Origin of the sequence: Kineococcus sp. NBC_00420 (assembly GCF_036021035.1) — a bacterium.
Classification (GTDB): domain Bacteria; phylum Actinomycetota; class Actinomycetes; order Actinomycetales; family Kineococcaceae; genus Kineococcus.
The window spans coordinates 1,952,084-1,977,211 of record NZ_CP107930.1; the positions used below are offsets into that span (position 1 = coordinate 1,952,084).

At 72.7% G+C, this 25,128-nt stretch carries 23 protein-coding genes; 6 read left to right on the forward strand and 17 right to left on the reverse strand.

Translation table 11 applies throughout. The features are described from left to right. The 8 genes from OG218_RS09525 to OG218_RS09560 all read right to left on the reverse strand — a co-directional run bounded on the left by OG218_RS09525 (window position 1) and on the right by OG218_RS09560 (window position 9,266). Window positions 1-888 carry an ABC transporter permease gene (locus tag OG218_RS09525; RefSeq protein ID WP_328292976.1) on the reverse strand — a complete coding sequence of 296 codons (888 nt, stop codon included), beginning with the start codon at window positions 886-888 and terminating at the stop codon, window positions 1-3. Beyond that, window positions 885-1,778 carry an ABC transporter permease gene (locus tag OG218_RS09530; RefSeq protein WP_328292977.1) on the reverse strand — a complete coding sequence of 298 codons (894 nt, stop codon included), beginning with the start codon at window positions 1,776-1,778 and terminating at the stop codon, window positions 885-887. The genes OG218_RS09525 and OG218_RS09530 overlap by 4 nt, the downstream gene beginning before the upstream one ends. Next, window positions 1,778-2,953 carry a polyamine ABC transporter substrate-binding protein gene (locus tag OG218_RS09535; RefSeq protein ID WP_328292978.1) on the reverse strand — a complete coding sequence of 392 codons (1,176 nt, stop codon included), beginning with the start codon at window positions 2,951-2,953 and terminating at the stop codon, window positions 1,778-1,780. Before OG218_RS09535 ends, OG218_RS09530 begins: the two co-directional genes overlap by 1 nt. Before the next feature lie 26 nt (window positions 2,954-2,979). Next, complete coding sequence (locus OG218_RS09540) at window positions 2,980-4,110, reverse strand: ABC transporter ATP-binding protein (RefSeq protein ID WP_328292979.1); 1,131 nt, start codon at window positions 4,108-4,110, stop codon at window positions 2,980-2,982. Further along, window positions 4,107-5,792 (reverse strand): amidohydrolase, encoded by a 1,686-nt coding sequence (locus tag OG218_RS09545; RefSeq protein WP_328292980.1) that lies wholly within the window; start codon window positions 5,790-5,792, stop codon window positions 4,107-4,109. The genes OG218_RS09540 and OG218_RS09545 overlap by 4 nt, the downstream gene beginning before the upstream one ends. 178 nt (window positions 5,793-5,970) lie before the next feature. Further along, complete coding sequence (locus OG218_RS09550) at window positions 5,971-7,332, reverse strand: NAD(P)/FAD-dependent oxidoreductase (protein ID WP_328292981.1); 1,362 nt, start codon at window positions 7,330-7,332, stop codon at window positions 5,971-5,973. Beyond that, entirely contained in the window at window positions 7,329-8,723 is a 1,395-nt protein-coding gene (locus OG218_RS09555; RefSeq protein ID WP_328292982.1) for an aspartate aminotransferase family protein, read from the reverse strand. Before OG218_RS09555 ends, OG218_RS09550 begins: the two co-directional genes overlap by 4 nt. A 75-nt stretch (window positions 8,724-8,798) precedes the next feature. Further along, entirely contained in the window at window positions 8,799-9,266 is a 468-nt protein-coding gene (locus OG218_RS09560) for an Lrp/AsnC family transcriptional regulator (RefSeq protein ID WP_328292983.1), read from the reverse strand. A gap of 96 nt (window positions 9,267-9,362) precedes the next feature. On the opposite strand from OG218_RS09560, the gene OG218_RS09565 reads away from it, so the two are divergent. Then, window positions 9,363-10,745: an NAD(P)/FAD-dependent oxidoreductase gene (locus tag OG218_RS09565; RefSeq protein ID WP_442906477.1), complete on the forward strand. Its 1,383-nt coding sequence runs from the start codon at window positions 9,363-9,365 to the stop codon at window positions 10,743-10,745. An 11-nt stretch (window positions 10,746-10,756) separates the two neighbouring features. Here the strand turns inward: OG218_RS09565 and OG218_RS09570 are convergent, their stop codons facing one another. Continuing rightward, window positions 10,757-12,718, reverse strand: coding sequence for a primary-amine oxidase (locus OG218_RS09570; RefSeq protein ID WP_442906478.1), 1,962 nt, complete (start codon window positions 12,716-12,718; stop codon window positions 10,757-10,759). 144 nt (window positions 12,719-12,862) lie between these two features. On the opposite strand from OG218_RS09570, the gene OG218_RS09575 reads away from it, so the two are divergent. Next, window positions 12,863-14,389 carry an APC family permease gene (locus OG218_RS09575; RefSeq protein WP_328292986.1) on the forward strand — a complete coding sequence of 509 codons (1,527 nt, stop codon included), beginning with the start codon at window positions 12,863-12,865 and terminating at the stop codon, window positions 14,387-14,389. 4 nt (window positions 14,390-14,393) lie between these two features. Here the strand turns inward: OG218_RS09575 and nagA are convergent, their stop codons facing one another. Both nagA and OG218_RS09585 read right to left on the reverse strand, forming a co-directional pair. Continuing rightward, window positions 14,394-15,491: an N-acetylglucosamine-6-phosphate deacetylase gene (nagA, locus tag OG218_RS09580; protein WP_328292987.1), complete on the reverse strand. Its 1,098-nt coding sequence runs from the start codon at window positions 15,489-15,491 to the stop codon at window positions 14,394-14,396. Continuing rightward, window positions 15,488-16,528, reverse strand: a complete 1,041-nt coding sequence (locus OG218_RS09585) for an SIS domain-containing protein (RefSeq protein ID WP_328292988.1) — start codon at window positions 16,526-16,528, stop codon at window positions 15,488-15,490. The genes nagA and OG218_RS09585 overlap by 4 nt, the downstream gene beginning before the upstream one ends. Window positions 16,529-16,625: 97 nt before the next feature. On the opposite strand from OG218_RS09585, the gene OG218_RS09590 reads away from it, so the two are divergent. Further along, window positions 16,626-17,549: a MurR/RpiR family transcriptional regulator gene (locus OG218_RS09590; RefSeq protein ID WP_328292989.1), complete on the forward strand. Its 924-nt coding sequence runs from the start codon at window positions 16,626-16,628 to the stop codon at window positions 17,547-17,549. Here the strand turns inward: OG218_RS09590 and OG218_RS09595 are convergent. Continuing rightward, window positions 17,489-18,379 carry a helix-turn-helix transcriptional regulator gene (locus OG218_RS09595; RefSeq protein WP_328292990.1) on the reverse strand — a complete coding sequence of 297 codons (891 nt, stop codon included), beginning with the start codon at window positions 18,377-18,379 and terminating at the stop codon, window positions 17,489-17,491. The genes OG218_RS09590 and OG218_RS09595 overlap by 61 nt on opposite strands. A gap of 100 nt (window positions 18,380-18,479) precedes the next feature. On the opposite strand from OG218_RS09595, the gene OG218_RS09600 reads away from it, so the two are divergent. Next, window positions 18,480-18,983: an AAA family ATPase gene (locus OG218_RS09600; protein WP_328292991.1), complete on the forward strand. Its 504-nt coding sequence runs from the start codon at window positions 18,480-18,482 to the stop codon at window positions 18,981-18,983. A 24-nt stretch (window positions 18,984-19,007) separates the two neighbouring features. On the opposite strand, the gene OG218_RS09605 is transcribed toward OG218_RS09600, so the two are convergent. The 4 genes from OG218_RS09605 to map form a co-directional block, all read right to left on the reverse strand. Next, on the reverse strand, window positions 19,008-19,526 hold the full coding sequence (locus OG218_RS09605; RefSeq protein ID WP_328292992.1) for a GNAT family N-acetyltransferase: 519 nt from the start codon (window positions 19,524-19,526) through the stop codon (window positions 19,008-19,010). Window position 19,527: 1 nt separating this feature from the next. Next, the gene (locus OG218_RS09610) at window positions 19,528-20,781 is read right to left on the reverse strand and encodes a hypothetical protein (RefSeq protein ID WP_328292993.1); all 1,254 of its coding nucleotides are present in this window, start codon (window positions 20,779-20,781) and stop codon (window positions 19,528-19,530) included. Window positions 20,782-20,817: 36 nt separating this feature from the next. Beyond that, a complete protein-coding gene (locus OG218_RS09615) occupies window positions 20,818-21,981 on the reverse strand; it encodes an enolase C-terminal domain-like protein (RefSeq protein ID WP_328292994.1) in 1,164 nt (387 codons plus the stop codon). A gap of 102 nt (window positions 21,982-22,083) precedes the next feature. Continuing rightward, entirely contained in the window at window positions 22,084-22,851 is a 768-nt protein-coding gene (map, locus tag OG218_RS09620) for a type I methionyl aminopeptidase (protein ID WP_328292995.1), read from the reverse strand. Window positions 22,852-22,908: 57 nt separating this feature from the next. Between map and OG218_RS09625 the strand changes: the two genes are divergently transcribed. Both OG218_RS09625 and OG218_RS09630 read left to right on the forward strand, forming a co-directional pair. Further along, entirely contained in the window at window positions 22,909-23,178 is a 270-nt protein-coding gene (locus OG218_RS09625) for a helix-turn-helix domain-containing protein (protein ID WP_328292996.1), read from the forward strand. After that, window positions 23,175-24,494: an FAD-binding oxidoreductase gene (locus OG218_RS09630; protein WP_328292997.1), complete on the forward strand. Its 1,320-nt coding sequence runs from the start codon at window positions 23,175-23,177 to the stop codon at window positions 24,492-24,494. The genes OG218_RS09625 and OG218_RS09630 overlap by 4 nt, the downstream gene beginning before the upstream one ends. Here OG218_RS09630 and OG218_RS09635 read toward each other — a convergent pair whose 3' ends face one another. After that, window positions 24,495-25,061, reverse strand: a complete 567-nt coding sequence (locus OG218_RS09635; protein ID WP_328292998.1) for a TetR/AcrR family transcriptional regulator — start codon at window positions 25,059-25,061, stop codon at window positions 24,495-24,497. Window positions 25,062-25,128 lie beyond the last annotated feature (67 nt).

Genomic DNA, 25,128 nt, shown 5'->3' on the forward strand with positions numbered 1-25,128 from the left:
TCACCCACCCGCCATCGTGCGGGCGATGTCGGAGGCGGAGTCACCCGATCGGCGCAGGACCAACGCCACGACGCCCAGGGCCACCAGGGTCAGCAGCAGCAACAGGGTGGAGACGGCGGCGATCTCCGGTCGGAGACCGGCCCGCAGGGCCGAGAACACGTAGACCGGCCACGGACTCGCCCCGGGCAGCGACACGAAGCTGGCGACGATCGTGTTGTCGAGGCTCAACGTGAAGGCCATCAACCCACCCGCGAGGACCCCCGGTGCGGCCAGCGGCAGCGTGACGTCGCGGAACCTGCGCCACGGGGTGGCGTAGAGGTCCGCGGCGGCCTCCTCCAGCCGGGAGTCCAGCCCCGAGACCCGGGCCCGCACGATGAAGGTGACGACGGCCGTGGAGAGCACCGAGTGCGCGATGACGAGCCGGGCTATCCCGTCGCCGAACAACGGCAACCCGGCCTCGGTGTTCAGCGAGACGAACCACCCCAGCAAGGAGATCGCGTCCATGATCTCGGGGGTCACGAGGGTGAGGCCCAGCAACAGGGTGAGCAGCGCCGTCCAGCGCCCCGCACGACGCGCCAGCGCGAGGCCCGCCAGCGATCCGATGACCGCCGACAGCACCGCGGCGCCCAGCGCCGACTCCAGCGACGTCACGACGGCGGCCCGGATCACCGGGCGGTCCAGTCCCGCGACGTAGGCGTCGAACCCCGCCCCCTGCCAGGAGGTCAGCAACCGCCCGGTGTTGAAGGAGTAGACGACGATGACGACGATCGGCAGGAACAGAAACGCCAGGACGAGCACGCCCCAGATCCCCAGCACCGTCGCCGACCCCGACCGGCGCCGCCGCCGCGAGGGAGGAACCCCGACCTCCGCCGGCCGCTCGTCGATCACGCCGTCACCCCCTCGAGGTCGACCCGGCGCGAGGCGCGCACGACGCGGCGCACCACGAGCAGCACGGCCGCCGTCAGGAGGACGGTGCCCCCCGTGAACAGCACGAGGACCACGGCCATCGCCGACCCGAGGGCCCAGTTCTGCGCGGTCTGGAACTGGCTCGCGACCAGCTGCCCGACCATGTTCCCCTTCGCCCCGCCCAGGACGGTCGCGGTGACGTAGTCACCCATCAGCGGGACGAACACCAGCAGGCAACCCGACGCGATCCCGGGGAACGCCAGGGGCAGGGTGACGTCGGCGAACGTGCGCCACCGCCCGGCCCCGAGGTCCCGGCTCGCCTCGCGCAGGGCCTGACTCGTCCGCTCCAGGGCGACGTAGACGGGCAGCAGCATGAGCGGCAGGTAGTTGTAGACGACCCCCAGCTGGACGGCGCCGCGGGTGTAGAGGACGTCCAGCGGACCACCGCCGATCGCCTGCAGCGCGGTCGAGAACGGTCCTTCCGGGGAGAGCGCGATCTGCCACCCCAACGTCCGGACGAGGAAGTTCGTCCAGAACGGCACCAGGACGAGCGCCAGCAGCAGACCGCGCCAGCGGGCGGGGACCTTCACCGCGAGCCAGTACGCGAACGGCAGCGCGACGACGAGGCAGATCAGCGTGCCGACGACACCGATGCGCAGGGTGTTCCAGAACGTCCGCAGGAACGACCCGCCCAGCGCCTCGCCGTAGCGGTCGAGGGACAGGACGTCGTTGGCGTGGGTTCCGAACAGCCCGGGTTTGTAGCCGAAGCTGTACCAGACGACCAGGGCGACGGGCGCGACGAAGAACCCGAGCAGGAACACCCAGGCAGGCAGGGCCAGCGCCCCGTGGGGGGCCCGGAGCCGGCGCAGCATCAGGACCCGGCCGCCGCGCGGATCGCGTCGAGGATGGCGACGATGCTGTCGTGCTTCTCGGTGATCCGGCTCGCCGTCAACCGGTCCACGACGTCCTGGCTGGGGAAGACGAGTTCCGGACGGTCGAGCCCGGCCGCCGTGGCCTTGGCCTCGATGTCGGTGAGCGCGGTGTTGTAGCCGATGTAGAGGACGTCCTTGACGGAGTTGTCGACGTCGAGCATGAAGTCGATGAAGGCGTAGGCCGCGTCGGGGTGCTCCGCCCCGGCCGTGATGCACCAGTTGTCCATCCAGAGGTTCGCCGTCGGCGTCGCGTACACGAACTTCCACTTGTCCGGCTCCTCGGAACCGTCCATGCCCAGGCGGGCGTCACCGTTCCAGCACTGCATGAGGGCGTACGTCGACTGGGCGATCGCGCTGCCACCGGGGTTGGACTCGAAACCCTTGAGGTTCGGGGCCAGGTTCGCGACCATCCACTCCTTGCAGGCCGCGATCTCCGCGTCGTCGGTGGTGTTCGGGTCGATCCCGTTCGCCGCGAAGTACATCGAGGTGACCTCCCAGGGGTCCTCGAGGATGGAGGTGTTCCCCTTGCCCTCCTTCTGCGCGGCGTCGAGGAAGTCGGCCCAGGAGACGAGGTCCCGGCTGATCACGCTGGTGTCGTAGACGAACCCCGTGGTGCCCCAGTCCTTCGGCACCGAGTACTTGTTGTCCGGGTCCCAGCTCTGCCCGAGGTAGGCCGGGTCGAGGTTGCCGAAGTTCTTCAGCTTGCCGTGGTCGAGTTCGGCCAGCAGGCCGTTGCTGGACATCTGCGGGATGTAGACCCCCGTCGGCACGACAATGTCGTACCCGCTGGCCCCGTTGGCGGCGACCAGCTTCGCGAGCATCTCCTCGTTGGACCCGTAGCTGTCGACCTGCAATCGCGGACCGGTCTCCCCGAAGGCCTTCAGGACGTCCGGATCGTCGTAGTCCGCCCAGCTGTAGACGTTCAGGCTGTCCTCGACCTTCCCGTCGACCGAGGTGCCGGCACTGCCGGAACTGTTCCCACCGCAGGCGGCCAGGGCGGCGCTCGACGCCAGCGCGGTCAGGACGCTGCGGCGGCGGGCGAGGGTCCGCCCGACGCGTTCCGCGGTCGCGGTCGGGACGAGGACGGACGCGGCAGGTCGATCGGTGCGGGACACGGGGGCTCCAGGTTCTGGGATCGGTCTCAGGCGGGGAAGACGTGGACGTTCTCGGGCGCGAAACCGCACCACACCTCGACCCCGACCTCGGCGGTGGCGGGTCCGTCAGCCCCGCGGGGAGCACGCGCGAGGAGCTCGATCCCCGAAGCGGTCACGACGACGCGCTGGACCACGTCGCCGAGGTGGGCGACCCCGGCCAGGCGCCCACGGACCCGGTTCGGGGTCGTGACCGGCTCGGTGGTGCCGACGTGCAGCGACTCCGGCCGCACCGCGGCCAGCACCGCCGTCCCGGCGGCGAGGTCGCCCGCGCGGGAGCTCGACAGCGTCGCGTCGGCGCAGTGCAGGACGCCGGGCTGGACGACCGTCGCGGGCAGGAAGTTCTGCTTGCCGATGAACCCGGCGACGAAGGCGCTCACCGGTTCGGCGTAGATGTCCTCGGGTGCCCCGAACTGCTGGATGCGCCCGTCGAGCATGACCGCGATGCGGTCGCTCATCGAGAGCGCCTCCTCCTGGTCGTGGGTGACGAACACGAACGTCGTCCCCAGCGAGCTCTGCAGGAGCTTCAGCTCGACCTGCATCTCCTCCCGCAGCTTGCGGTCCAGCGCCGAGAGGGGTTCGTCCAGCAGCAGCACCTGCGGCCGGTTGACCAGGGCCCGGGCGAGGGCGACCCGCTGCTGCTGCCCGCCGGAGAGCGCGGCCGGGGCCCGGGTGGCGAAGGCGCTCATGCGCACCATCTCCAGCGCCTCGCCGACGCGGCGGCTGATCTCGTCCTTGCCGGCCCGGCCGGCTCGGCCGCCCGCCCGGCGCTGACGCAGCCCGTAGGCGACGTTCTCGGCGACGCTCATGTGCGGGAACAGCGCGTAGGCCTGGAACACGGTGTTGACGGGTCGCCGGTGCGCGGGGAGCCCCAGCACGGACGACCCGGCGATGGCGATGTCCCCCTCGTCGGGGTCCTCGAAACCGGCGAGCATCCGCAGCAGGGTCGTCTTCCCGCACCCGGAGGGCCCCAGCAGCGAGAGGAACTCCCCCGACTCCACGGCCAGGTCGACCCCGGCGACGGCGGTCGCGGTGCCGAAGCGCTTGACGATGCCGGTGAGGGTGACGGATCCTCCGCCGACCCCCGTGAGGGACGCCGTGTCCGGGGCCAGGACGCTCACAGGACTCCTCCGCTGGTCAGGTTCTTCTCGTGCACGGGACGGCCCCCGACGAAGGTGTGGTCGACGGCGACCTCCCAGAGGTCGACGGCGTCGACGGCGAAGGGGTCGGTGCTGCAGACGGCGAGGTCCGCCACCGCACCCGGTGCGATCGACCCGGCTCCGGTGTGGCGGTTGATCCACGCCGATCCGGCGGTGTAGGCGGTGAGGGCCTGCGTGAGGGTGAGGGCCTGGTCGGGCAGGAACGGTTCCCCCGGTTCCCCCGGTGGGGTGCGGTTCACGGCGACGTGGATCGCCTGCCAGGGATCGGGGGTGGACACGGGCCAGTCCGAGCCCATGACCAACCGCGCCCCGGCCTGCAGGAACCCCGCGAAGGGGTACTGCCAGGAACTGCGTTCGGGGCCCAGGAAGGGGACGGTGAGTTCCGACATCTGCGCGTCGTCGCAGGCCCAGAGGGCCTGCGCGTTGGCGGCGACGTCGAGCGCGGCGAACCGCGCGACGTCGTCGGGGTGGACGACCTGCAGGTGCGCGAGGTGGTGGCGACCGGTGCCCGCGGCCCGGCGGGCCGCGTCGACCGCGTCGAGGGCGTCGCGCACGGCCCGGTCGCCGATGACGTGCACGTGGACGTCGAAACCCGCGGCGTCGAGCGCCGGGACGGCGGCCAGCAGGAGGTCCCGGTCGAGGTAGGACAACCCCTGTTCACCGGTGCTGCAGCCGCACCCGTCGAGGTAGGGCGCCAGCATCGAGGCCGTGCGGTTCTCCGCGACGCCGTCCAGCATGATCTTGATGCTCGTGGTGACGAACCGGTCCGACCCGAGTTCCGCCGTCCGCGCGGCGACGGCCTCGCGGTGGGCGGCGAACCCCGCGACCAGGGCGTCGACGTCGGCGACGGTGTGCCCGCGGGGCCACCAGAGCGCCCCCACGACACGGGCCGTCAGGGTTCCGGCGGCCACGGCGTCGAGGTAGACGGGAGTCGTGTCCTCGTGGCCGGCGTAGGCACCGACGATGGCGTCCTGCCACCCGGTCACGCCGACGGAGTGGAGGTAGCGCTGGCCCTCCGCGAGGCCGGCAGCGAGCTGGTCGCGGGTCACCGGGGACAGGTGCCGGGAGACGAGGTCCATCGCGCCCTCGTGCAGGGTTCCCGTCGGAGTACCGTCCGGGTCGCGTTCGATCCGACCGTCGGTCGGGTCGGGGGTGTGGGCGTCGACACCGGCCAGTTCGAGGGCCCGCGAGTTCACCCAGGCCCCGTGGTGGTCGCGGTTCAGCAGGAACACGGGCCGGTCGGGCACCACCCGGTCGAGGTCCTCGCGCCGCGGGGTCCCGCCGGGGAAGTCGGCCATCGCCCAGCCCCCGCCGGAGATCCACTCCCCCGGGTTCTGCGCGGCGAAATCGGCGACCCGCCGCAACGCGCCGTCCGGTCCCGACGTCGTCGTCAGGTCGCACCCCAGCCGTTCCAGCCCGCCCATGACGGGGTGGACGTGGGCGTCGGTGAAACCGGGCAGGACGAGCCGCCCCGCGAGGTCGAGGGTTTCCGCCGCCGCTCCGACCGCCGCCCGCACGTCGGCGTCGCTGCCGACGGCGACGACCCGTCCCCCCGAGACGGCTACCGCAGTGGCCGTCTCGTGGAGCCCGGTCCCGGTGAAGACCCGGCCCGAGTGCAGGACGAGTTCTGCGCTGTCCCTCATGAACCGGAACGTACAAGCAACTCGTCGCTGTGACAACGGATTCGATGTTTCGATCGTGTTGCCACCACGGATTCTGCTCCCCTCGTCGCGATCGGGAACTCGCCGACACCGGGCGGAGTTTCACCTCGCCGTCGACGGACTTCCGTGGCGGACCTCGGACGAAGGTTGCGCGGAGGCGTCAGTGCGCGGTGAGGCGGGCCAGGGCGCCGGAGAGCGGTGTGGGACGGTTCAGGACGTTCTCCGCGGCGTCGGCGGCGCGCGCGACGAGCAGGCCGGCGTTCACGCCGAGCCAACGCAGGGGTTCCGGTTCCCACCGTGGCGAGGTGTGGTTGAACCAGGGCAACCGCACGAGGTCGGAACCGGTCCCGGTCACGGCGTCGGCGAGCGTCCGCCCCGCGAGGTTCGTCGTCGCGACCCCGTCGCCGACGTACCCGCCGGCACTCCCGAGCCCGGAGGCCGGGTCGTGGCGGACCGCGGCGTGCCAGTCCCGGGAGATCCCGAGCGGGCCGCCCCAGGCGTGGGTGAAGCGCGCCCCGGCCACGGCGGGGAACATGTCGGCGAGCGTGCTCCGCAGCCTCCGGAACACGGTCTCGTCCCCGTCGAACTCCGGGCGCACGGAGGAACCGAAGTGGTACGGCGCACCCCGTCCGCCGAACACCAGCCGGTCGTCGGCGGTGCGCTGGCCGTAGACGATCACGTGGCGGAAGTCGGAGAAGGTCTCCCCGCCGGACAGTCCGACCTCGTCCCAGAACGGTGCGGGCAGCGGTTCCGTCGCCACCATGAGCGAGTACACCGGGACGACCTCGCGGGCCGCCCCCGGCAGTCGCGGGGTCCACCCCTCCGTCGCGCGCAGCACGTGCCGCGCCCGGACGACCCCGCGGTCGGTGCGGACCGCACCGGGCGAGAGGTCGAGGGCCCGGGTGTGCTCGACGATGCGCCCGCCGCGGCGTTCGAGCGCCGCGGCCAGGCCGCGGGCCAGTCGCAACGGGTGGATGCGGGCGCAGTCGGGGGTGTGCGTCGCTCCGAGGGCGCGGGTCATGCCGACGGTCTTGCGGGTCTCCTCCGCGTCGAGCAGGCGCAGGCCCTCGGGCGACCCGCCGGCCTCGTCCTCGGCGACCTCGGCCGTGGCGCGGGCGAGCTGCGGAGCGCTGCGGGCGACGACGACGGTCCCTCCGCGCCGCCAGTGGCAGTCGATCCCCTCCTCCCGCACGACCCGCTCGACCTCGTCGAGGGTTCCGCGCATCGCGGTGCGCATCGCCTGCGCCGCGACCGGTCCGTGGTCACGGGTCATCCGCTCGACGCCCTGCGGCAACAGGGCGGAACACCAGCCGCCGTTGCGACCGCTGGCCCCGAACGCCACCGTCTCGGCCTCCACGACGAGGACCTGCAGGGTCGGGTCGCGGCGCAGCAGGTAGTAGGCGGTCCACAGGCCGGTGTACCCCGCGCCCACGACGCACACGTCGACCTCGGTGTCCCCGTCCAACGGGGGCCGTTCCGGGGCCTCCGGGGCGGTGTCGGCCCAGAGCGAGCGGACCCTCACAGGCGCTTCCCCGCCTCGTCGAGGACCGAGCGCAGGCGCCGCTCGATCTCGTCGAAGTCGCTCGGACCGATGATCAGCGGGGGCGCCAGCTGGATGACGGGGTCGCCGCGGTCGTCGGCCCGGCAGTAGAGGCCGGCCTCCCACAACGAGGGGGAGATGAACCCCCGCAGCAACCGCTCGGCCTCGGCGTCGTCGAACGTCTCCCGGGTCTGGCGGTCCTTCACCAGCTCGATCCCGTAGAAGAACCCTGCCCCGCGCACGTCCCCCACGATCGGCAGGTCCAGCAGCTTCTCCAGGGTGGAGCGGAAGAGCGGTGCGTTCTCGTGGACGTGCTGGACGAGTCCCTCGCGTTCGAAGATGTCGAGGTTGGCCATCGCGACGGCCGCCGACACCGGGTGCCCACCGAAGGTGTAGCCGTGGGCGAAGCTGTCCTCGTCGCGGCGGAAGGGTTCGAAGATGCGGTCCGAGGCGATGACCGCCCCCAGCGGGGAGTACCCGCTGGTGAGTCCCTTGGCACAAGTGATCATGTCGGGGACGTAGTCGAAGTCCTTGCAGGCGAACAACTCCCCGATCCGGCCGAACGCGCAGATCGTCTCGTCGCTGACCAGCAGGACGTCGTGCTCGTCGCAGATCTCACGCAGACGCTCGAAGTACCCGGGTGGCGGCGGGAAGCACCCACCGGCGTTCTGCACGGGTTCCACGAACACCGCGGCGACGGTGTCGGGGCCCTCGAACTCGATGGCCTCCCCCACCCGGTCGGCGGCCCAGCGCCCGAACGCCTTCGCATCGTCGCGCAGGTGCTCCGGAGCCCGGTAGGAGTTCGTGTTCGGCACCCGGAAGGTGCCGGGCACCAGGGGTTCGAACTCCGCCTTCACCCCCGGGATCCCCGTGATGGACAGCGCGCCGTGCGTGGTGCCGTGGTAGGCGATCGAACGGCTGACGACCTTGTGCTTGCCGGGCTTGCCGACGCGTTTGAAGTAGGCCTTGGCCAGTTTCCAGGCCGTCTCGACGGCCTCGCTGCCGGACGTGGTGAAGAACACCCGGTCGAGGTCACCGGGTGCCTCGTGGGCCAGGCGCTCGGCGAGGTCGACGGCCGCCGGGTGCGCGTAGGACCACAGCGGGAAGAAACCCAGCGTCGAGGCCTGCCGGGCGGCGGCCTCGGCGAGTTCGGTGCGACCGTGCCCGACCTGGACGGTGAACAACCCGGCGAGGCCGTCGATGTACTCGCGGCCGTGCTGGTCCCAGATCCGCGCGCCCTCGCCGCGGACGATCATCGGAACCTCCTCGCCCCGCTCGTAGGGGGCGTGGCGGGTGAAGTGCATCCACAGGTGGTCGCGGGCGGCGGCGGAGCGCTCCGTGCCGCGCGGGGTCGTCGCGGGGAGGCTGGACATGCCCGGAGACTAGGCGCTCAGCCCGGCTCCGACAAGGGATTCAGTCGTCGAATCGGAGATGAGCGACGGATCCCGTCAGCGAGTACCCCAGTTGTAGAGCTGTTTGCGCAGCTTGAGGTAGACGAAGGTCTCGGTCGCGACCACGCCGGGGATGGCCCGGATCTTGGCGTTGATGAGCTCGAGCAGGCCGTCGTCGTCCTCGCAGACGACCTCGACGAGGATGTCGAAGGAGCCGGCCGTCACCACGACGTAGTCGATCTGGGCCAGCTCGGCGAGGCGGTCCGCGACGACGCGGGTGTCCCCCTCGGCGCGGATGCCGATCATCGCCTGCCGGGCGAAACCGACCTGGACCGGGTCGGTGACGGCGACGATCTGCATGACCCCACCGTCGAGGAGGCGCTGCACCCGCTGACGCACCGCCGCCTCGGACAACCCCACGGCCTTCCCGATCGCCGCGTAGGACATCCGTCCGTCCTCCTGCAGGACCTCGATGATCCGCTTGGAGACGTCGTCGAGAGCGGGGGCGGGAAGGCGGCTGGACACCGGGTGAGTCTACGGGCCACACCCTGCACGGTCAGGGGTTCCCCCTTGTCCGACCGGCCGGGGAACGGTAGAACTCCCGAGGTGCCGTTCCTCTCGATGAGTTCCCCGGCCGTCGACGACGCTCTGCGCCACGCCGCGAGCACCCCCTTCTGGCTGGACGACCCCGGTCGCCCGGACCCGGAACCCGCCCTGCGCGGGAACTCGACGGCCGAACTCGTCGTCGTCGGCGGCGGCTTCACCGGGCTGTGGACGGCGTTGCGCGCCAAGGAACGCGACCCCGACCGCAACGTGCTGCTCCTGGAAGGGGCGTGGACGGGCTGGGCGGCGTCGGGTCGCAACGGCGGGTTCGTCTCGGCGAGCCTCACCCACGGGCGCAGCAACGGGGAACTCCACCTGCCCGACGAGGTGGACCGGCTCGACGAACTCGGGCTCGCGAACCTCGACGCCCTCGGCAAGTCCGTCGCACAGTACGGCTGGGTCTGCGACTACGAACGCACCGGTGGCCTGTCGGTGGCGACCGAGCCGTACCAGGTCGACGAGCTGCGGGGGCAGGACGGTTTCCTCGACACCGCGGCCGTCCGGGACCAGGTGAACTCCCCCACCTACCTGGCCGGGGTCTGGACCCCCGAGGACACCGCCCTGGTGAACCCGGCCCGCCTGGTCTGGGAGCTGAAGCGGACCTGCCTCGACCTCGGGGTCCGGATCGCCGAGAACACCCCGGTGCGGGCGATCCGCTCCAACCGGTCGGGGGTGTCGGTTCAGACGACGTCGGGAACCGTGCGGGCCCGCCGGGTGGCGTTGGCCACCAACGTCTTCCCGGCCCTGCTCCGGCGCTACCGGCTGCACACCATCCCGGTCTACGACTACGCCCTGGTCACCGAACCCCTCTCCACCGCCCAGCTCGCGGAGATCGGCTGGCAGAACCGGCAGGGCATCGACGACCTCGGCAACCGGTTCCACTACTACCGGTTGACCGCCGACGACCGCATCCTGTTCGGCGGTTTCGACGCCGTCTACCACTACGGACGGTCGCTGTCCTCGGAGCACGACCAGAACCCGGAGTCGTTCCGGACGCTGGCCTCGCACTTCCAGCAGACGTTCCCGCAGCTCGAGGGGCTGGGGTTCACCCACGCCTGGGGTGGGGCGATCGACACCTGCACGCGGTTCTTCCCGTTCTTCGGCACGGCCCACGACGGCCGCGTCGCGCACGTCGCCGGCTACACGGGCCTCGGGGTCGGCATGACGCGGTTCGCCGCGGACGTCCTGCTCGACCTGCTCGCCGCCGACGAGCAGGGCCCCACCGAGCTCACCGAACTCGAACTCGTCCGGCGCACGCCCGTCCCGTTCCCGCCGGAACCCCTCGCCTGGGCCGGGGTGGAGGCGACGACCCTGTCGTTGGCCCACGCCGACCGGCACGAGGGTCAGCGCAACGTGTGGTTGCGGGCCCTCGACCGGTTCGGTCTCGGCTTCGACTCCTGAACCCCGACGGCTCAGGGTTTGCCGGTGGCGGGCGGGTGGCAGTGCCCGGACGGGCTCCGCGGCAGGTCGAGGGTGGGGTTGCGGTCGAAGAACCCCGACGGGGTCAGCGAGAACGAGACGACGTCCACGGGCATGACCGGCCAGTCCTCGGGACGGGGAACGTGGTGGATGCCGAAGACGTGCCAGAGCACGACGTCGGTGTCCACCAGCGGTTCGTCGTCGGCGGTCCAGCGGGTCATCCCGAGGTCCTCGGAACTCTGCGTCGGGTGGTCACCGGCCGGCCACAGCTCGTCGTCGTGGTGGCGGGTGACCCACACGTCGTGCCCGATGACGGGGGCCCGCAGGAACTGCGGCGCATCGGGTGCGAACAGGTGCGGCAACGCGTTCGGGGTGTGCAGGGCGTAAGCCGTCGGGGTCCCCAGGGAGTTCCGCCGGTCGGAACTCACGACCTTCCAGACCCGCTGGCGCTGCCAGTCGACGTCGCGGCCCGCCTCGCGCTCGGAACGGACCGGTGTCGCGGTCGTCGCGAGCGCGAGCCCGTGCGGGTTGTCCGGGCCGGTCGCCACGACGTGGGTGTCGACCTCGTGCACCGTGTTCCGCCGGCCGTCGACGTCGAGGTCGAGGCGGGCGACGAGGAAGTGCTGGTGGATCGGGGCGTAGGTCCGCTGGTCGACGAGGGTTCCCGTCGACGGGGTGGCGGCCCCCTCCGGCAACGGGGTCGTCACCATGATCCCGGTCGCTCGCACCTCGCACTCGATCGTGCCGTCGAGGTAGAGCCGCCAGTAGACGAGGTACTCGTAGTTCGCGACGGTCGCGTGGAAGGAGACGACCATCCGTCGCGACCGGCGGACCTCCGCGCCGGCGTTCTCGTCGACGTGCTTCCACAGGACGCCGTCGTCCTCCTCGTGCAGGCAGATCGCCTGCGGCACGGAGTACGGCTCCCCCCGGGAGTCGGAGAGGACCGCGTCGAGGTAGCGGATCTCCCCGAGGCAGTCGCAGCCCAGTTCGAGCGAGGTCGTCATGTACCCGAGGCCCCACTCGCCGATGTCGTAGGCCGTGCGGCGGCGGTGGTCGAAGCTCGCGTCGCGGTAGGGCACGACCATCTCGGCGAAGGACAGGCGGTAGCCGATCTCGCGTCGCCCGCTGCCGTCGTCCCAGGCGAGCTGGTGCAGGACGAGCCCCTCGCGGTGGGTGAAGCCGAGCCGCAACGACCACTGCGCCCAGCGGAGCTCCCCGTCGTCGGAGATCGTGAACGACGGGCCGTCCGGTTGGGTGATCTCCAGGGGCTGCAACGGTTCCCGCGGGACGAGTCCGGGGACGAGTTCGGGCACGTACTCCCCCATCACGGGGGCCGCCGGCGCCGCGACGTCCTCGTCGACGGACAGCAGTTCGAACGTGTTCACGTCGACGACGAACTTGAGCCCGCTCACGGGGTGGGCGTAGGGGTTCCCGTTCGGGGTCTCGCGCACCCAGACGTCGACCCACCCGAGGCGGCGGTCGCGCCACTGCGGGGGCATGACGGCCGCGCCGTAGGTCCAGGTGTCGAGCAGGACCAGGGACAGGTCGGTGATGCCCCGCGCCGCGAGCGCCGCGATCACGCGGGGTTCCGCGATGAGCGCCTCGGCGACCTCGTGGAACTCGTCGAGGGTGAAGTTCGGCGTGATCCCGGGCAGGGGCTCGAACCGTTCGACCACCCCGCCCTCGAGCTCGACCAGCACGTCGTAGGTGCGGTTGTCGGCGCGGTCCCAGACCGTGGAGCGCGCCCGGCGCTCGACGGGGTCACCGGGCTCCCAGGCCAGCACCCGTTCCTTCGGCGGTTCCGCCAGCACGACCCCGGCGAAGCGCATCGAGGGGGTCAGGCGGCTCTCGGCGCGGAGCACGTCGAGGTTGCGGCGGAACTCCTCCTCGCGGAGGGGGGTGAGCGGGTGCGCAGGCACGTCGGGGTCCTCCTGGGCGGGGCGTCGGAGCCACAGTGTGACCGCATCCCGCACCCCCTACAAGCTCGACCGGCGTTCTCCGTCGCGTGCCTCCCGGTTCACCACGGATTCCGTGGTGAGACCCCCTGGGACTGCTAGTGTCTCCGGGTTCTCGACCCTGAAAGCCCGCAAGGAGCCCCCGTGGCAGCAACCGACCACCCCACCGCCGCACCCTCCGGGAAGGGCCTGCAGTCCGGCGCCCTGGGGTTGTGGGGCAACACCGTCATCGGCCTCGGCGCGACGGCACCGGCCTACAGCCTGGCGGCGACGCTGGGGTACGTGGTGCTCGCGGTGCACGACAAGGCCCCGGCGATGTTCCTGGTCGCGTTCGTCCCGATGCTGCTGGTCGCGATCGCCTACCGCGAGCTGAACCGCGCCGCTCCGGACTGCGGGACGACGTTCACCTGGGGCACCAAGGCGTTCGGGCCGTGGGTCGGGTGGATGGGCGGCTGGGGGGTCGCGGTGTCCGCGATCATCGTGCTCGCCAACGTCGCGGAGATCTCCGCGGTCTACACGCTGCGCCTGCTCGGCCTGGACGCCGCGTCGGAGAACCTGTTCGTCCGGGTCGGCCTCGGCCTGGCGTTCATCGTCGGGATGACCTGGGTCAGCTACCGCGGGATCACCATCTCCGAGCGGATCCAGAACGTGCTGATCCTCGTGCAGTTCGCGGTGCTGGGGATCATCTCGATCGGCGCCCTGTACCTGGTCTACTCCGGCGGGGCGGGCGCCCAGGCGGTGCACCCGTCGTGGGACTGGTTCAGCCCCTTCGGCGTGAGCGGTTCGGCGCTGGCCGAAGCCGTGATCCTCTGCATCTTCATCTACTGGGGCTGGGACGCCTGCCTCGCGGTGAGCGAGGAGACGAAGGACGCCGACCGGACCCCCGGACGGGCGGCGCTGCTCGCGACGGTGATCCTCGTCGTGACCTACGTCCTGGTGGCCGTGGCGGTGCAGGCCTACGCCGGTTTCGGGACGAGCGGCATCGGGCTGGCGAACGAGGAGAACGCCGACGACGTCCTCACCCTGCTCGGCGACCCGGTCGGCGGGGCGGTGATGTCGGGGTTGCTGCTGTTCACGGTCGCGATCTCGGCGGCCTCCTCGACCCAGACGACCATCCTGCCGACGGCGCGCGGGACGTTGTCGATGGCCGTCTACGGCGCTCTACCGCAACGGTTCGCGAAGGTGCACCCGAAGTTCAGGACGCCGTCCTTCGGGACGGTGGTGATGGGGGCCGCGGCCGTCGCGTTCTACCTCGTCCTCAGCCTGGTGAGCCAGAACGCCCTGCAGGACTCGATAGCCTCGCTGGGGCTGGCCGTCGCCTTCTACTACGGCATCACGGCGTTCGCCTGCGTCTGGTACTTCCGCCGCACCCTGAACCGGTCCGCCCGGGACTTCCTGCTGCGGGGTCTGCTGCCCGCGCTCGGCGGGATCGCGATGCTCTGGGCCTTCGTCCAGAGCTGCGTGGACATGCTCGCCCCGGACTACGGCTACACCCAGTTCGGCCCGCTCGGCGGGGTGTTCGTCATCGGCGTCGGCATGCTCGTGCTGGGCGTCCCGCTGATGCTGCTCTGCGCGACACGGCTGCGCGCGTTCTTCCGGGGCGAGACCCTCGACGCGGACACCCCGATCCTCGTCCCGGAGACCGGGGAGCCCCCCATCGGCGGCCTCTGAGGACTCAGAGCACGCGCTGGAGGGTCAGGTCGGCGTCGAGGACGACGGCTCCCCCGCGGGCACCGGGTTCCAGGTGCCCGACGTCGGTGCGGCCCAGCACCCGGGCGGGGGTGGAGGTCAGGGCGGCGAGGGCGTCGTCGAGGTCGATCCCGGCGGTCTGCACCGCGAAGCGCAGCGCGTGGTCGAGGGTCAGCGTGCTGCCGGCGATCGAGCCCCCCTCGACGAGACGCGCGACCCCGTCGACGACGTCGACCTCGAGGTCTCCCAGCAGGTAGCGGCCGTCCGCGGAACCCGTCGCCGCCATGGCGTCGGTGACCAGGGCGACGCGGCCCCGGCCGGCCCGGCGGGCGGCCAGCGACACGACGAGCGGGTCGAGGTGCACCCCGTCGGCGATGAGTTCGACGGTGACGCGGTCGTCGTCCAGCAGCGCCCCGACCGGGCCGGGGGCACGGTGGTGCAACGGCGGCATCGCGTTGAAGAGGTGCGTGGCGAGGCTGACCCCGGCGTCGACGGCCCGTCGCGCGGTGGCGGCGTCGGCGTCGGTGTGGCCGATGGCCGCGACCGCTCCGGCCGCGACGATCCGTTGCACGGCAGCCAGTCCACCCGGCAGTTCGGGGGCGAGGGTGACGACGCGGACCAGCCCCGTGCCGAGCAGGCGGTCGAGGTCGCCCGGCTCGGGCTCCCGCAGCAGCGACGGGTCGTGCGCCCCCTGGTGCAGCGGGCTGAGCCACGGCCCCTCGAGGTGGACCCCGGCCAGCACCCCGTCGGTGACGAGGTCGGCGTAGGCGTCGAGGGTGGCGGCGAGGTCGTCGATCGGACGGGTCACGAGGCTGGCGACCAGCGTCGTGGTGCCGTGCGCGCGGTGCACGGCGGCGACGGTGCGGGCGTCCTCGAGCGAACCCCCGAAGCTCGCCCCGCCCCCGCCGTGGCAGTGGACGTCGACGAAACCGGGGACGACGTGCGCGCCGGTGACGACCTCGTCCGCCGCGGGCGCGGGACCCGTCCCGGCGGCCACGACCTCCCCCGCCCGCAGCAGCACCCACCCGTCGGGGACGACCCGTCCCCCGGTGTGGACCGTCCCCCGCGCGAGGACGGTGCTCACCGGGTCTCCGTCACCTTGCGCAGCCCGCGCGGCGCGTCCGGGTCGAGACCGCGGGCGACCGCCATCTCGAGGGCGAGGCGTTGCAGCGGAACGATCTGCACCACGGGAGCGAGGTCCTCGGGCATCCCGGTCGGCAGGTCGAGCCGGACGGTCGCGTCCGGGGCGCGGCCGGCGGGGGCGACCGCGCAGACGTCGGCTCCGCGGTCCTTCAGGGCGTCGAGGACCGGCGCCATGGCGTCCCCGCCGGGACCTTCGGCCACGATCGCGATGACGGGCCGGTCCGCGTCGACCATCGCCAGCGGGCCGTGCATGAGGTCGGCGGCGGAGAACGCCTGGGCGGAGAGGTAGCTCGTCTCCATGAGCTTCAGCGCGGCCTCGCGCGCCGTCGGGTAGGAGTACCCGCGGGCGGTGACCACGAGCCGGTCGACGAAGCGGTAGCGCGCGGCGACCTCGGGGACGTCCGGGCTGGAGACGGCTCGTTCCAGGAACTGCGGCAACGCCTTCGCGGGCGTGAGGTCGCCCCCGCGCCAGGTCGTGATCAGCAGCCACAGCGTGAGGAGCTGGGCGGTGTAGCTCTTGGTCGCGGCGACGGCGAGTTCCGGTCCGGCGTGGACGTCGAGGTGGTGCTCGGCGGCGGCGGCCAGCGGGGAGGACGGGTTGTTGGTGACGGCGAGGGTGATCGCGCCGGCCCGACGGGCCGCGGCGGTCGACTCGACGAGGTCCGGTGACCCGCCGGACTGGCTGATGCTGATCCACAGCACCCCGCGCAGGTCGGGGGTCGCGCCGTAGACGGTGAGCGTCGAGGTGGAGGTCAGCCCGCAGGGCAGCCCGAGCCCGACCTCGACGAGGTACTTCGCGTAGAGGGCGGCGTGGTCACTGGTGCCGCGCGCGGTCAGCAGCACGGCCCGCGGGGCCGCCTCGCGGATGAGGCCCGCGAGGCGCGCGATCTCCCCCGTTGCGCTGGAGAGGATCCGGTCGGCGACGGCCGGCTGTTCGGCGATCTCGGATCGGACGAGGTGTCCCCGGGGGGTGCTCACGCGCTGCTCCAGTTCCGTGGTGCTGACGATGAAGGAAGTTGACACGACCGTAGCCGTTCGTGAAAGTCAGTGCCAGACCCCTGCTGGACGGAGCTCCGTGACCGACCCCGCGCACGCCCCGACGACCGACCCGACGCACGACGCGACGACGCTGCACGCTCGCCTGCTCTCCGCGCTGCCCTCGGCCACGGCGTCCGCGGCGCGCGTCCTGCGGGAACTGCTCGACGACCCCGCGGGCGCCGCCCAGCTGACCGTCACCGAGCTCGCCCGCCGGGCCGCCACGAGCGAGGCGACCGTGGTGCGTACCGCACGGTCCCTGGGTTTCCCCGGTTACCCGCAGCTGCGCCTCGCCCTCGCTGCTTCCGGCGCCGCCCACGAACCCGCCGCCCTGCTGACCGGTTCGCTCGAGGACTCCGCCGACCTCGCCACCGTCGTCGCGACGCTGGCCGCCGTCGAGACCGAGGCGATCACCGCGACCGCCCGCACGCTGGACGTCGTCGCCCTCGCCGCAGCCGCCGACGCGGTCCACACCGCGCGGGTCGTCGACTGCTACGGCATCGGCGCCTCGGGCCTGCTGGCCGCGGACTTCGACCACAAGGCCGCCCGGGTCGGTCTCCTCACCCGGCTGCGCACCGAGGGGCACGGCGCCCTCGTCAGTTCCGCCCTGCTGGAACCCGGCGACACGGCCCTCGTCGTCAGCCACTCGGGGCGGACGGTCGACGTCGTGACCGCCGCCCGGCAGGCGCGGGACCGGGGAGCCACCGTCGTCGCGGTGACGAGTTCGGCGGGTTCGCCGCTGGCCGGGTACGCGGACCACACGCTGGTCGCGACCGGGCGGGAGACGGCCTACCGCGCGGGGGCGATGGCGAGCCGCGCGAGTTCCCTGCTCGTCCTCGACTGCCTGTACGTGGCGGTCGTGCAGCGACTCGGGAGTTCCGCCACCGCTGCGCTGCAACGGACCTACCGCGCCGTCGAGGGACCGCGGTCGGCCGAGGGCGGGCGACCGGTCCGTCGCCGGTAGGCGGCGCTCAGGCTGAACGCGTCGGCGTAGCCGACCTCGCGGGCGATGGCGGCGATCGTCCGGTCGCCGGTCCGCAGCAGTTCGGCGGCGAGGTCGAGGCGGTGGGCCCGGAGGTAGGCGATCACCGGCTCCCCCGTGAGACCGGGGAAACGCCGCGCGAGGGACGCCCGGGAGACGCCCACCCGACCCGCGAGCTCCCCGACGCTCCACTGCCGGGCGGGATCGCCGTGCAGGAGTTCCAGCACCGGACCCACCACGGGATCGGCCACCGCCGCGAGCCACCCGGTGTCGTCGCGCGACCGGAGCACCGTGATGACGAGGAGGTCCACGAGACGGTCGAGGACAGCGTGCTGCCACGCCCCTTCCCGCACCGACTCCGTGGTCAGGAGTTCCCGCAGCGCCGGTGGTGCGGGAGCCCGCACGACCGCGGGGAGGGCGGCGAGGACACGCCGGTCGAGGACGTCACCCGTCGGGTAGGTGGCGTGGACGACGAGGGTCTCCGCCCCCAGCGCGGTCCCGTAGCTGCGGGCCTGGTCCAGGCGCCACCGGTCGCCCGCCGCGACCGCGGGTTCACCGGGTTCCCGACTCCGCCCCGGACCCTCGACGACGACCCCGGGCAGGGTTCCCCGGGCGTCCCGGAGTTCGTGCGGGCCGCGGACGAGCAGCACGTCGCCCGGTTCGACGACCTCCCCGGCGCACCCGGCCGCACCGCGGACGAGCACGTGGACGGTCAGTCCCGCGTCGCCGACGAACCGCATCCCCCACGGTTGCGCCAGGTAGGAGAGCGAGACGTGCGTGCGGACCCTCCCGCCGAGCAGATCACCGAGCACCCCTGCACCGTAGACGCCGGAACATGCCCGTGAGCACCGGGAACCTGTCGCTCCGTCCCGGGGAGAGGTGGACTGGGTCCGGGAACCTGAGGAGGAAACGATGCTGATCGTCCTGTCCGGCCTGCCCGGCAGCGGGAAGACGACCGTGGCCCGGGCACTGACCGCCCGCGCGGGCGCGGTGCACCTGCGGATGGACACCGTGGAGCAGGCCCTCGTCGACTCCGGCCACGAGACCCACCCCGTGAGCCCCGCCGGGTACTACGTCCTGCGCGCCCTGGCGGGCGACCTGCTGCGCCAGGGACACACCGTGGTCGCCGACAGCGTGAACCCGTTGACGATCACGCGGGAGACGTGGCGAGAGGTCGCGCGCGAGGCCGGCGTGGGGTTCCGCGAGGTCGAGGTCGTGTGTTCCGACGTCGCGCAGCACGAACGGCGGGTGCGCGAGCGCGTCGGTGACATCGCGGGGTTGCCGCTGCCCACCTGGGAGGACGTGCAGGCCGTGGAGTTCGAGCCGTGGGACGGGAACCGGCTGGTGGTCGACACCGCGACGGAGGCGGTCGCCGCGGCCGTCGAACGCGTGCTCGAGGGGTCGACCCGACCGTGACGGGTGGAGGAACGTCTTCCGTCCTCAGGGGCGGAAGACCATCAGGAGGGTCTCGTCCTCACCGCGCTCCCCCGTGGGCACGAAACCCGCCCGCTGCCAGGCGGCGATCGCCCGGGCGTTGTCCACCCCGGGGTCGACGGTGAGGGTCCCCCAGCCGGAACGGGTCAGCTCCTCGGCCAGGGCCCGAGCGACCCGGGGGCCCGTCCCCCGACCCTGCGCGTGCGCGGCCAGGAACATGTCGAGGCCGGCAGTGCCGTCGGGGTCGCGCCAGGCCTGCAGCAACCCGACCGGCTCGCCGTCCCGCAGCACGAGGTGGACGACGACGTCGGGGGCGCGCGCTCCGGTGTACTTGCGCCGGACCTCCGCGAGCGGCACCGGTTCGCCGCCCCACCAGCGGTGGACACGGGGGTCGGCCAACCACCCGGTGATGAGTTCGGCGTCCTCGGACGTGCTGAGCCGCAACCCCTCACCGCCCACGCCGAGCGCCCGCGGGTGCGACCGGCGCGGGTCGCCGTGCAGCGCCGCATCCCAGGGTTTCGCCACGTCAACCCCTCGCCGACGGGATCCCGCTGCGCAGCAGCACGTCCAACGCCTCGACCGGTCGCAGGGGCACCTCGAGAACCAGGTGGGCCGTCTCGTCCCCGAGGTCGCGGCGCCAGCCCAACCGGGTGGACGTGCGGCCCGAACGCTGGATCCCGACCCGGTGGCCGCCGACGCGGACCAGGGTGCGCCCGCCCGCCGCGGAGTGCAGGTCGGTCGTCGGTCCCGGGTCGGTGTGGTCGGCGTCGCGACGCCGGACGACGATCGTGAGCGTCGCCACTCCGGATCCCACCTCCTGGTGGAACGGCACCTCGTCGAGGGAGACACCGGGCGGCACCCAGCACACGAACACCGGCCGGTGTTCCTCCTCCCGCAGGAGCGGAACCGCACGGTCGGGAAGTTCCCCGGCCTCCCAGCTGAAGCACTCCCGCCGGTACCCGGCCTCGGTCAGCGCGCTCAGTTCCGGGACGGGGAGACCGAGCCGGTCCGCGAGCTCCCGGGAGGTCCGGCGGCGCAGTTCCTGCGCGATCGCGCCGCGTCCCCACAGCCCCAGTCCACCGCCACGCATCCCCCCGGGACGCCGCAGGTGTCGCAGGACCTCGACGACCTCCGCCGCCAGCGGGAGGGAGACCTCGGGTTCGGGGTTCGCCACGGCCCACGCGGCGGCGGCCTCCTCGGCCACCCGGGCCGGCCACAGGGCCAGTTCCGGCTGCTGCCAGGTGCTCGGCTCCGCGAGCGGCCACTCGACGATGCGCGGCATCGGAACCCCACCCATGCCGTAGAACCCGTCGCGACCGTCGGGCAACCGCGGCGAGTAGTACTGGACGTGGGCCTGGGTGCTGGACTCCACGGCAGCCAGGACGTAACGGGTGGTCTCGTGGTCGAGGCCGCTGAGGACGTCGGCGAGGTCGACGGGGCCGGCGCCGGCGAGACCGGCGGCGATCCTGAGGAGTCGCGGGTCCTTCCCGGGGTGGCGGACCTCGTCGTGCAGCACACCGCCGTACTCCGTCGCGGCGACGGCCTCGGCCCACCGGACGACCGCGCGGGGTCGCTGGTCGGGGTCGCGCGGGGAAGGCGCTCCGATCGCGATGAACCCCGCGGCGTCCATCGACGCCAACCACCCGGTGCGGCGTCGCAGCAGTTCCACGGCCGCCTGCCGCCCGCCCCCGACCTCGTCGTGGGCCCGGACCAGGACCCCACCGAGTTCCTCGGGCGGAAGCCCACTGGGGCAGGCGAACTCGTCCTCGTCCTCCCACACCGCAACCTCCCCCCACGCTCTTCCGACCGTCCCTGCTCACCACGTGGCGACGGTGTGCCGTTCCACGTGCTCCAGGTCCAGGTCGTCGCCGAGCCCAGGGGTTTCGGGCATGGCCACGAACCCGTCGGCGTCCATCGTGTCGACGATCGAGTTCAGGTGCGGTGGGACCCGGTCGTAGTCCAGGTGCGGGTGCAGCAACCCGCGCTCGTACCAGCGACCGTTGCCCATCGCGCCGAGCAGGGCCAGGTTCGCCGATCCCGGCCCGTGGATCTCGCAGTCCATCCCGAACGCCTCGGCGACGTGCACGGCCTTCATCGCCGCACCGATGCCGGCCCCGTTGGAGGCCCCCACCCGAAGGATGTCGCACGCCCCGGCGACCGCCCACTCCGCACGGACGTGGAACGTCCCGAACGCCGTCTCGGGCCCGACGACCGGGATCTCCAACTGGTCGGCGAGCCAGCGGTAGGACTGCATCGAGGACTCCTCCATGGGTTCCTCGTACCAGGCGAAACCCAGCTCCTGGATGGCCCGGCCCAGGGTGAGCGCCTCCACCCGGGAGTACCAGTGGTTGGCGTCGAGCATCAGGGGGACGTCCGGCCCCACCGCGTCGCGGACGGCGATGCAGGCGGCGATGTCCCGCCGGACGTCGGGAGCCCCGGGGACGGGCGGCATCCAGGTGTGGAGTTTGATCGCCGGGTACCCCTGGTCCAGGAGCTGCACCGCGAACTCCCCGTACTCCTGCGGGGAACTCAGCCCGCCGGGGACGTCGTCGCCGCACATCGTGCTGCCGTAGGCGGGAACCCGGTCGCGCACCCCGCCGAGCAACCGCCACACGGGCATCCCGGTCCGCCGTCCGAGCAGGTCCCACAACGCCTGGTCGACGGTGCTGAGGGTCCGGTCCAGCAGTGCGCCGTGGGTACCGCGTCGACGTTTCGCCAGCTCGTACCAGAGCCGGTCGCGCTGGTACGGATCCGCCCCGAGCAGGACGGGCCGGACGTGCTGCTCGACCAGGGAACGTTCGACCGCGTGGGAAGGAGCTGCGAGACAACGGCCTTCGACCCCGTCGCCGTCCCGGACCGTCAGCAGCGCGGCCGTCGTCGTGCGCCCGGGGCCGGGGTGGGCGTGACCGTCGCTGTCGACGTGCAGCCGGGTCTCGGTCTCGAAGACCCGGACCGAGACGTCGGTGATGCTCGTGGGCACGGGGTGTCTGCCTCCTCGCAGCGTGTGCGACCGACCCTAGGCAGCGGGCGGAGGGGTGTCAACGAAACCCCCTCCGCGCAACTCCCCGTCGACGGGACCGGGTCAGGGCAGGGTGAGGACGACCGGGCCGTCGGAGGTGATCGCCACGGTGTGCTCCTCGTGCGCCCCGGAACTCCCGTCGACGCTGCGCATCGTCCACCCGTCGTCGTCGGTCGTGAACTCGGGGCTCCCACCGGCCATGAACCAGGGTTCGATGGCGACGACCAGCCCGGGCTTGAGGACGAGCCCGCGACCGGCGCGGCCGTCGTTGGGGACCGACGGGTCCTCGTGCATCGTATGCCCGACGCCGTGACCGCCGAAGGTGGTGTTGACCCCGCACCCGTGCGCCCGGCCGACGGCGCCGATCGCGGCGGAGACGTCACCGATCCGGTTCCCGACGACGGCGGCGGCGATCCCGGCCGCGAGCGCCTCCCTGGTCGCCGCGACGAGTTCCGCGTCACCGGGGCGGGGGGTGCCGACGCTGAAGGTCGTGGCGGAGTCACCGGCCCAGCCGTCGAGGACCGCACCGCAGTCGACGCTCAGCAGGTCACCGTCGCGCAGGACGTAGCGGCCGGGGATCCCGTGCAGCACCGCGTCGTTCACCGAGGTGCAGATGACCCCGGGGAAGGGCGAGTCGGCGAACCCGGGCTGGTAGCCGAGGAACGGGGAGGTCGCGCCGGCTCCGAAGATCACCTCACGGGCGACGGCGTCGAGTTCGTCGAGGCGCATCCCGACGGCCGCGTGCTCCTTCACCGCGGCCAGGGCGGCGCCGACGACCCGACCGGCGGCCCGCATCCCCTCGATCTCGCGGGGTGTCTTCAGCTCGACCACGTCGACCTCCTGCTCGTCACGGACCTGGTATTCCTATCCCGGTATTAGTATCACTCCATGGTCCGTCCGCCGCTGCCCGAGGAAGTCCGCGCCCGAGGTCGTCTCCTGGGCGAACTGCTCCGCTCCGCGCGCGGCGAGCGCACCGTCCCGCAGATCTCCGCCGCCTCCGGCGTCCCGGCCGAGACGCTGCGCAAGATCGAGTCCGGTCGCATCCCGACCCCCGCGTTCTTCACCGTCGTGGCCCTCGCGGATGCCCTGGACCTGCCCCTGGCGGACCTCGTGACCCACTGCGCCGCACCGGCTCCCCGGGCCGAGGGGGTCGCGTGAAGCTGTTCACCGACGAGGAGTCCCGGCGCGCCGTCGCCACCGACCGCTCCGGCCACCTGCCGGCGACCCTGCCCGACGGGGTCGTGCGCGCGGCCACCGTCGACGACGTCGTCGAGACCCTCCGCTGGGCCACCGAGCACCGCACCCCGGTCGTCACCCGCGGCGCCGGGACGGGCCTCGCCGCCGGGTCGAGCGCCCAGGCGGGCGAGATCGTCCTGGACCTCTCCGGGATGGACCGCATCGTCGCGATCCGCCCTGACGACCAGGTCGCCGTCGTCGAACCCGGCGTCCTCACCGCCGACCTGGACGCCGCGGCCGGTGAGCACGGGCTGTTCTACGCGCCCGACCCGGCCAGTTCCGCGATCTCCTCGATCGGCGGGAACATCGCCACCAACGCGGGCGGGCTGCGCTGCGCGAAGTACGGCGTGACCCGTGACGCCGTCCTCGGTCTGGACCTCGTGCTCGCCGACGGCCGGAAGGTCTCGACGGGGCGCCAGACCGTCAAGGGCGTCGCCGGCTACGACCTCACCAGCCTCGTCGTGGGTTCGGAGGGGACCCTCGCCGTCGTCGTGGGCGCGACCCTGCGGCTGCGGCCGCGACCGGCCGCGATCGCCACGCTGGCGGCGCACTTCGACGACCTCGTGGCCGCGGCGGCCGCCGCCTCGGCGATCACGACGGCCCGCCTGCAACCCTCCGTCCTGGAACTCGTGGACAGCGTCACCCTCGAGGCCGTCGACGCGGCCCGGGGTTCCTCGTTGCGCGCCCTGGGCGCCGCCGTCCTCGTCGTGCAGTGCGACGGACTCAGCGCCCGGGCCGAGATCGACGCCGTCGCCGCGGTCGTGGCGCCGTTCGCGTCGTCGTGGCGTTCGACCAGCGACCCCGTCGAGGCCGAGGAACTGCTGGCCGCCCGCCGGGCCGGGCTGCCCGCCCTGGAACGCACGGGCGACGTGTTCATCGAGGACGTGGCCGTGCCGCGGTCGCAGCTGGCCGCGGCCGTCGCCGGCATCCAGGAGATCTCCGCCCGCACCGGGGTGCGGATCGCGACGATCGCCCACGCCGGCGACGGGAACCTGCACCCGATCATCGTCGTGGAACGCGGCGGGACGGTCACGGAGGGCCCGCCGTGGGACGCGGCCTGCGCGGTTTTCGACCTCGCCCTGGCGCTCGGCGGAACCCTCACGGGTGAGCACGGCGTCGGGTTGCTGAAACGCACCTGGTTGCGCCGGGAACTCGGCGACGACTCGCTCTCGTTGCAGCGCAGCATCAAGGCGGTGTTCGACCCGCTGGGGATCCTCAACCCCGGCAAGGCCGTCTGATCACCGCGGGGCAGCGCGGAGGGCGTCGACGAGCAGGTCGAGCAGGCGGACGGGTTGTCCGGGCGGCCCGCCGGCGGTGGAGAGGAACACCCCGAGCAGCATCGCGGCCACGTCGTCGGGTTCGACGTCGGCGCGCAACGTGCCGGTCCTCGCCCCCTCCGCGAGGAACGTCGCCAGGACCGCGGTGATGCGTTCCCGCGTCGCCGGGGTGGTGATCCGACCCGAGGCCCAGCCGGCCCGCAACGTGTCCATCATCGCGCGCTTGGTGGCGACGAACTCGGCGTAGCGGGCCAGCCAGGCCCGCAGGGCGAGGTCCGGCGCAAGCTCGGCCAGCACCCCGGACGCGGCCTCGACGACGCCGTCGAGCTCCGCGCCGTAGACGGCTTCCACCAGCGCGTCCCGGGTCGGGAAGTGCCGGTAGAGCGTCCCGATCCCGACCCCGGCGTCACGGGCGATGGCCTCGAGCGCGACGGCCTCGCCACCGGCGAAGGCCGCCCGGGCGGCGCTCAGCAGCAGCTCGCGGTTGCGGGCGACGTCGGCGCGCGGACGACGAGGAGCGGCAGACAAAGCGGAGGTTCCTCCGGTTCAGTGCTAACGTCGTCGCTGCGGAGGCTCCTCCGCTTCAGATCATCAT

Coding starts and splice junctions, on each gene's coding strand:
- OG218_RS09530 (WP_328292977.1), bottom strand. CDS start 1,778: ATGCTGCGCCGGCTCCGGGCCCCCCACGGGGCGCTGGCCCTGCCTGCC.
- OG218_RS09545 (WP_328292980.1), bottom strand. CDS start 5,792: ATGAGGGACAGCGCAGAACTCGTCCTGCACTCGGGCCGGGTCTTCACC.
- OG218_RS09555 (WP_328292982.1), bottom strand. CDS start 8,723: ATGTCCAGCCTCCCCGCGACGACCCCGCGCGGCACGGAGCGCTCCGCC.
- OG218_RS09565 (WP_442906477.1), top strand. CDS start 9,363: ATGAGTTCCCCGGCCGTCGACGACGCTCTGCGCCACGCCGCGAGCACC.
- OG218_RS09600 (WP_328292991.1), top strand. CDS start 18,480: ATGCTGATCGTCCTGTCCGGCCTGCCCGGCAGCGGGAAGACGACCGTG.
- OG218_RS09625 (WP_328292996.1), top strand. CDS start 22,909: ATGGTCCGTCCGCCGCTGCCCGAGGAAGTCCGCGCCCGAGGTCGTCTC.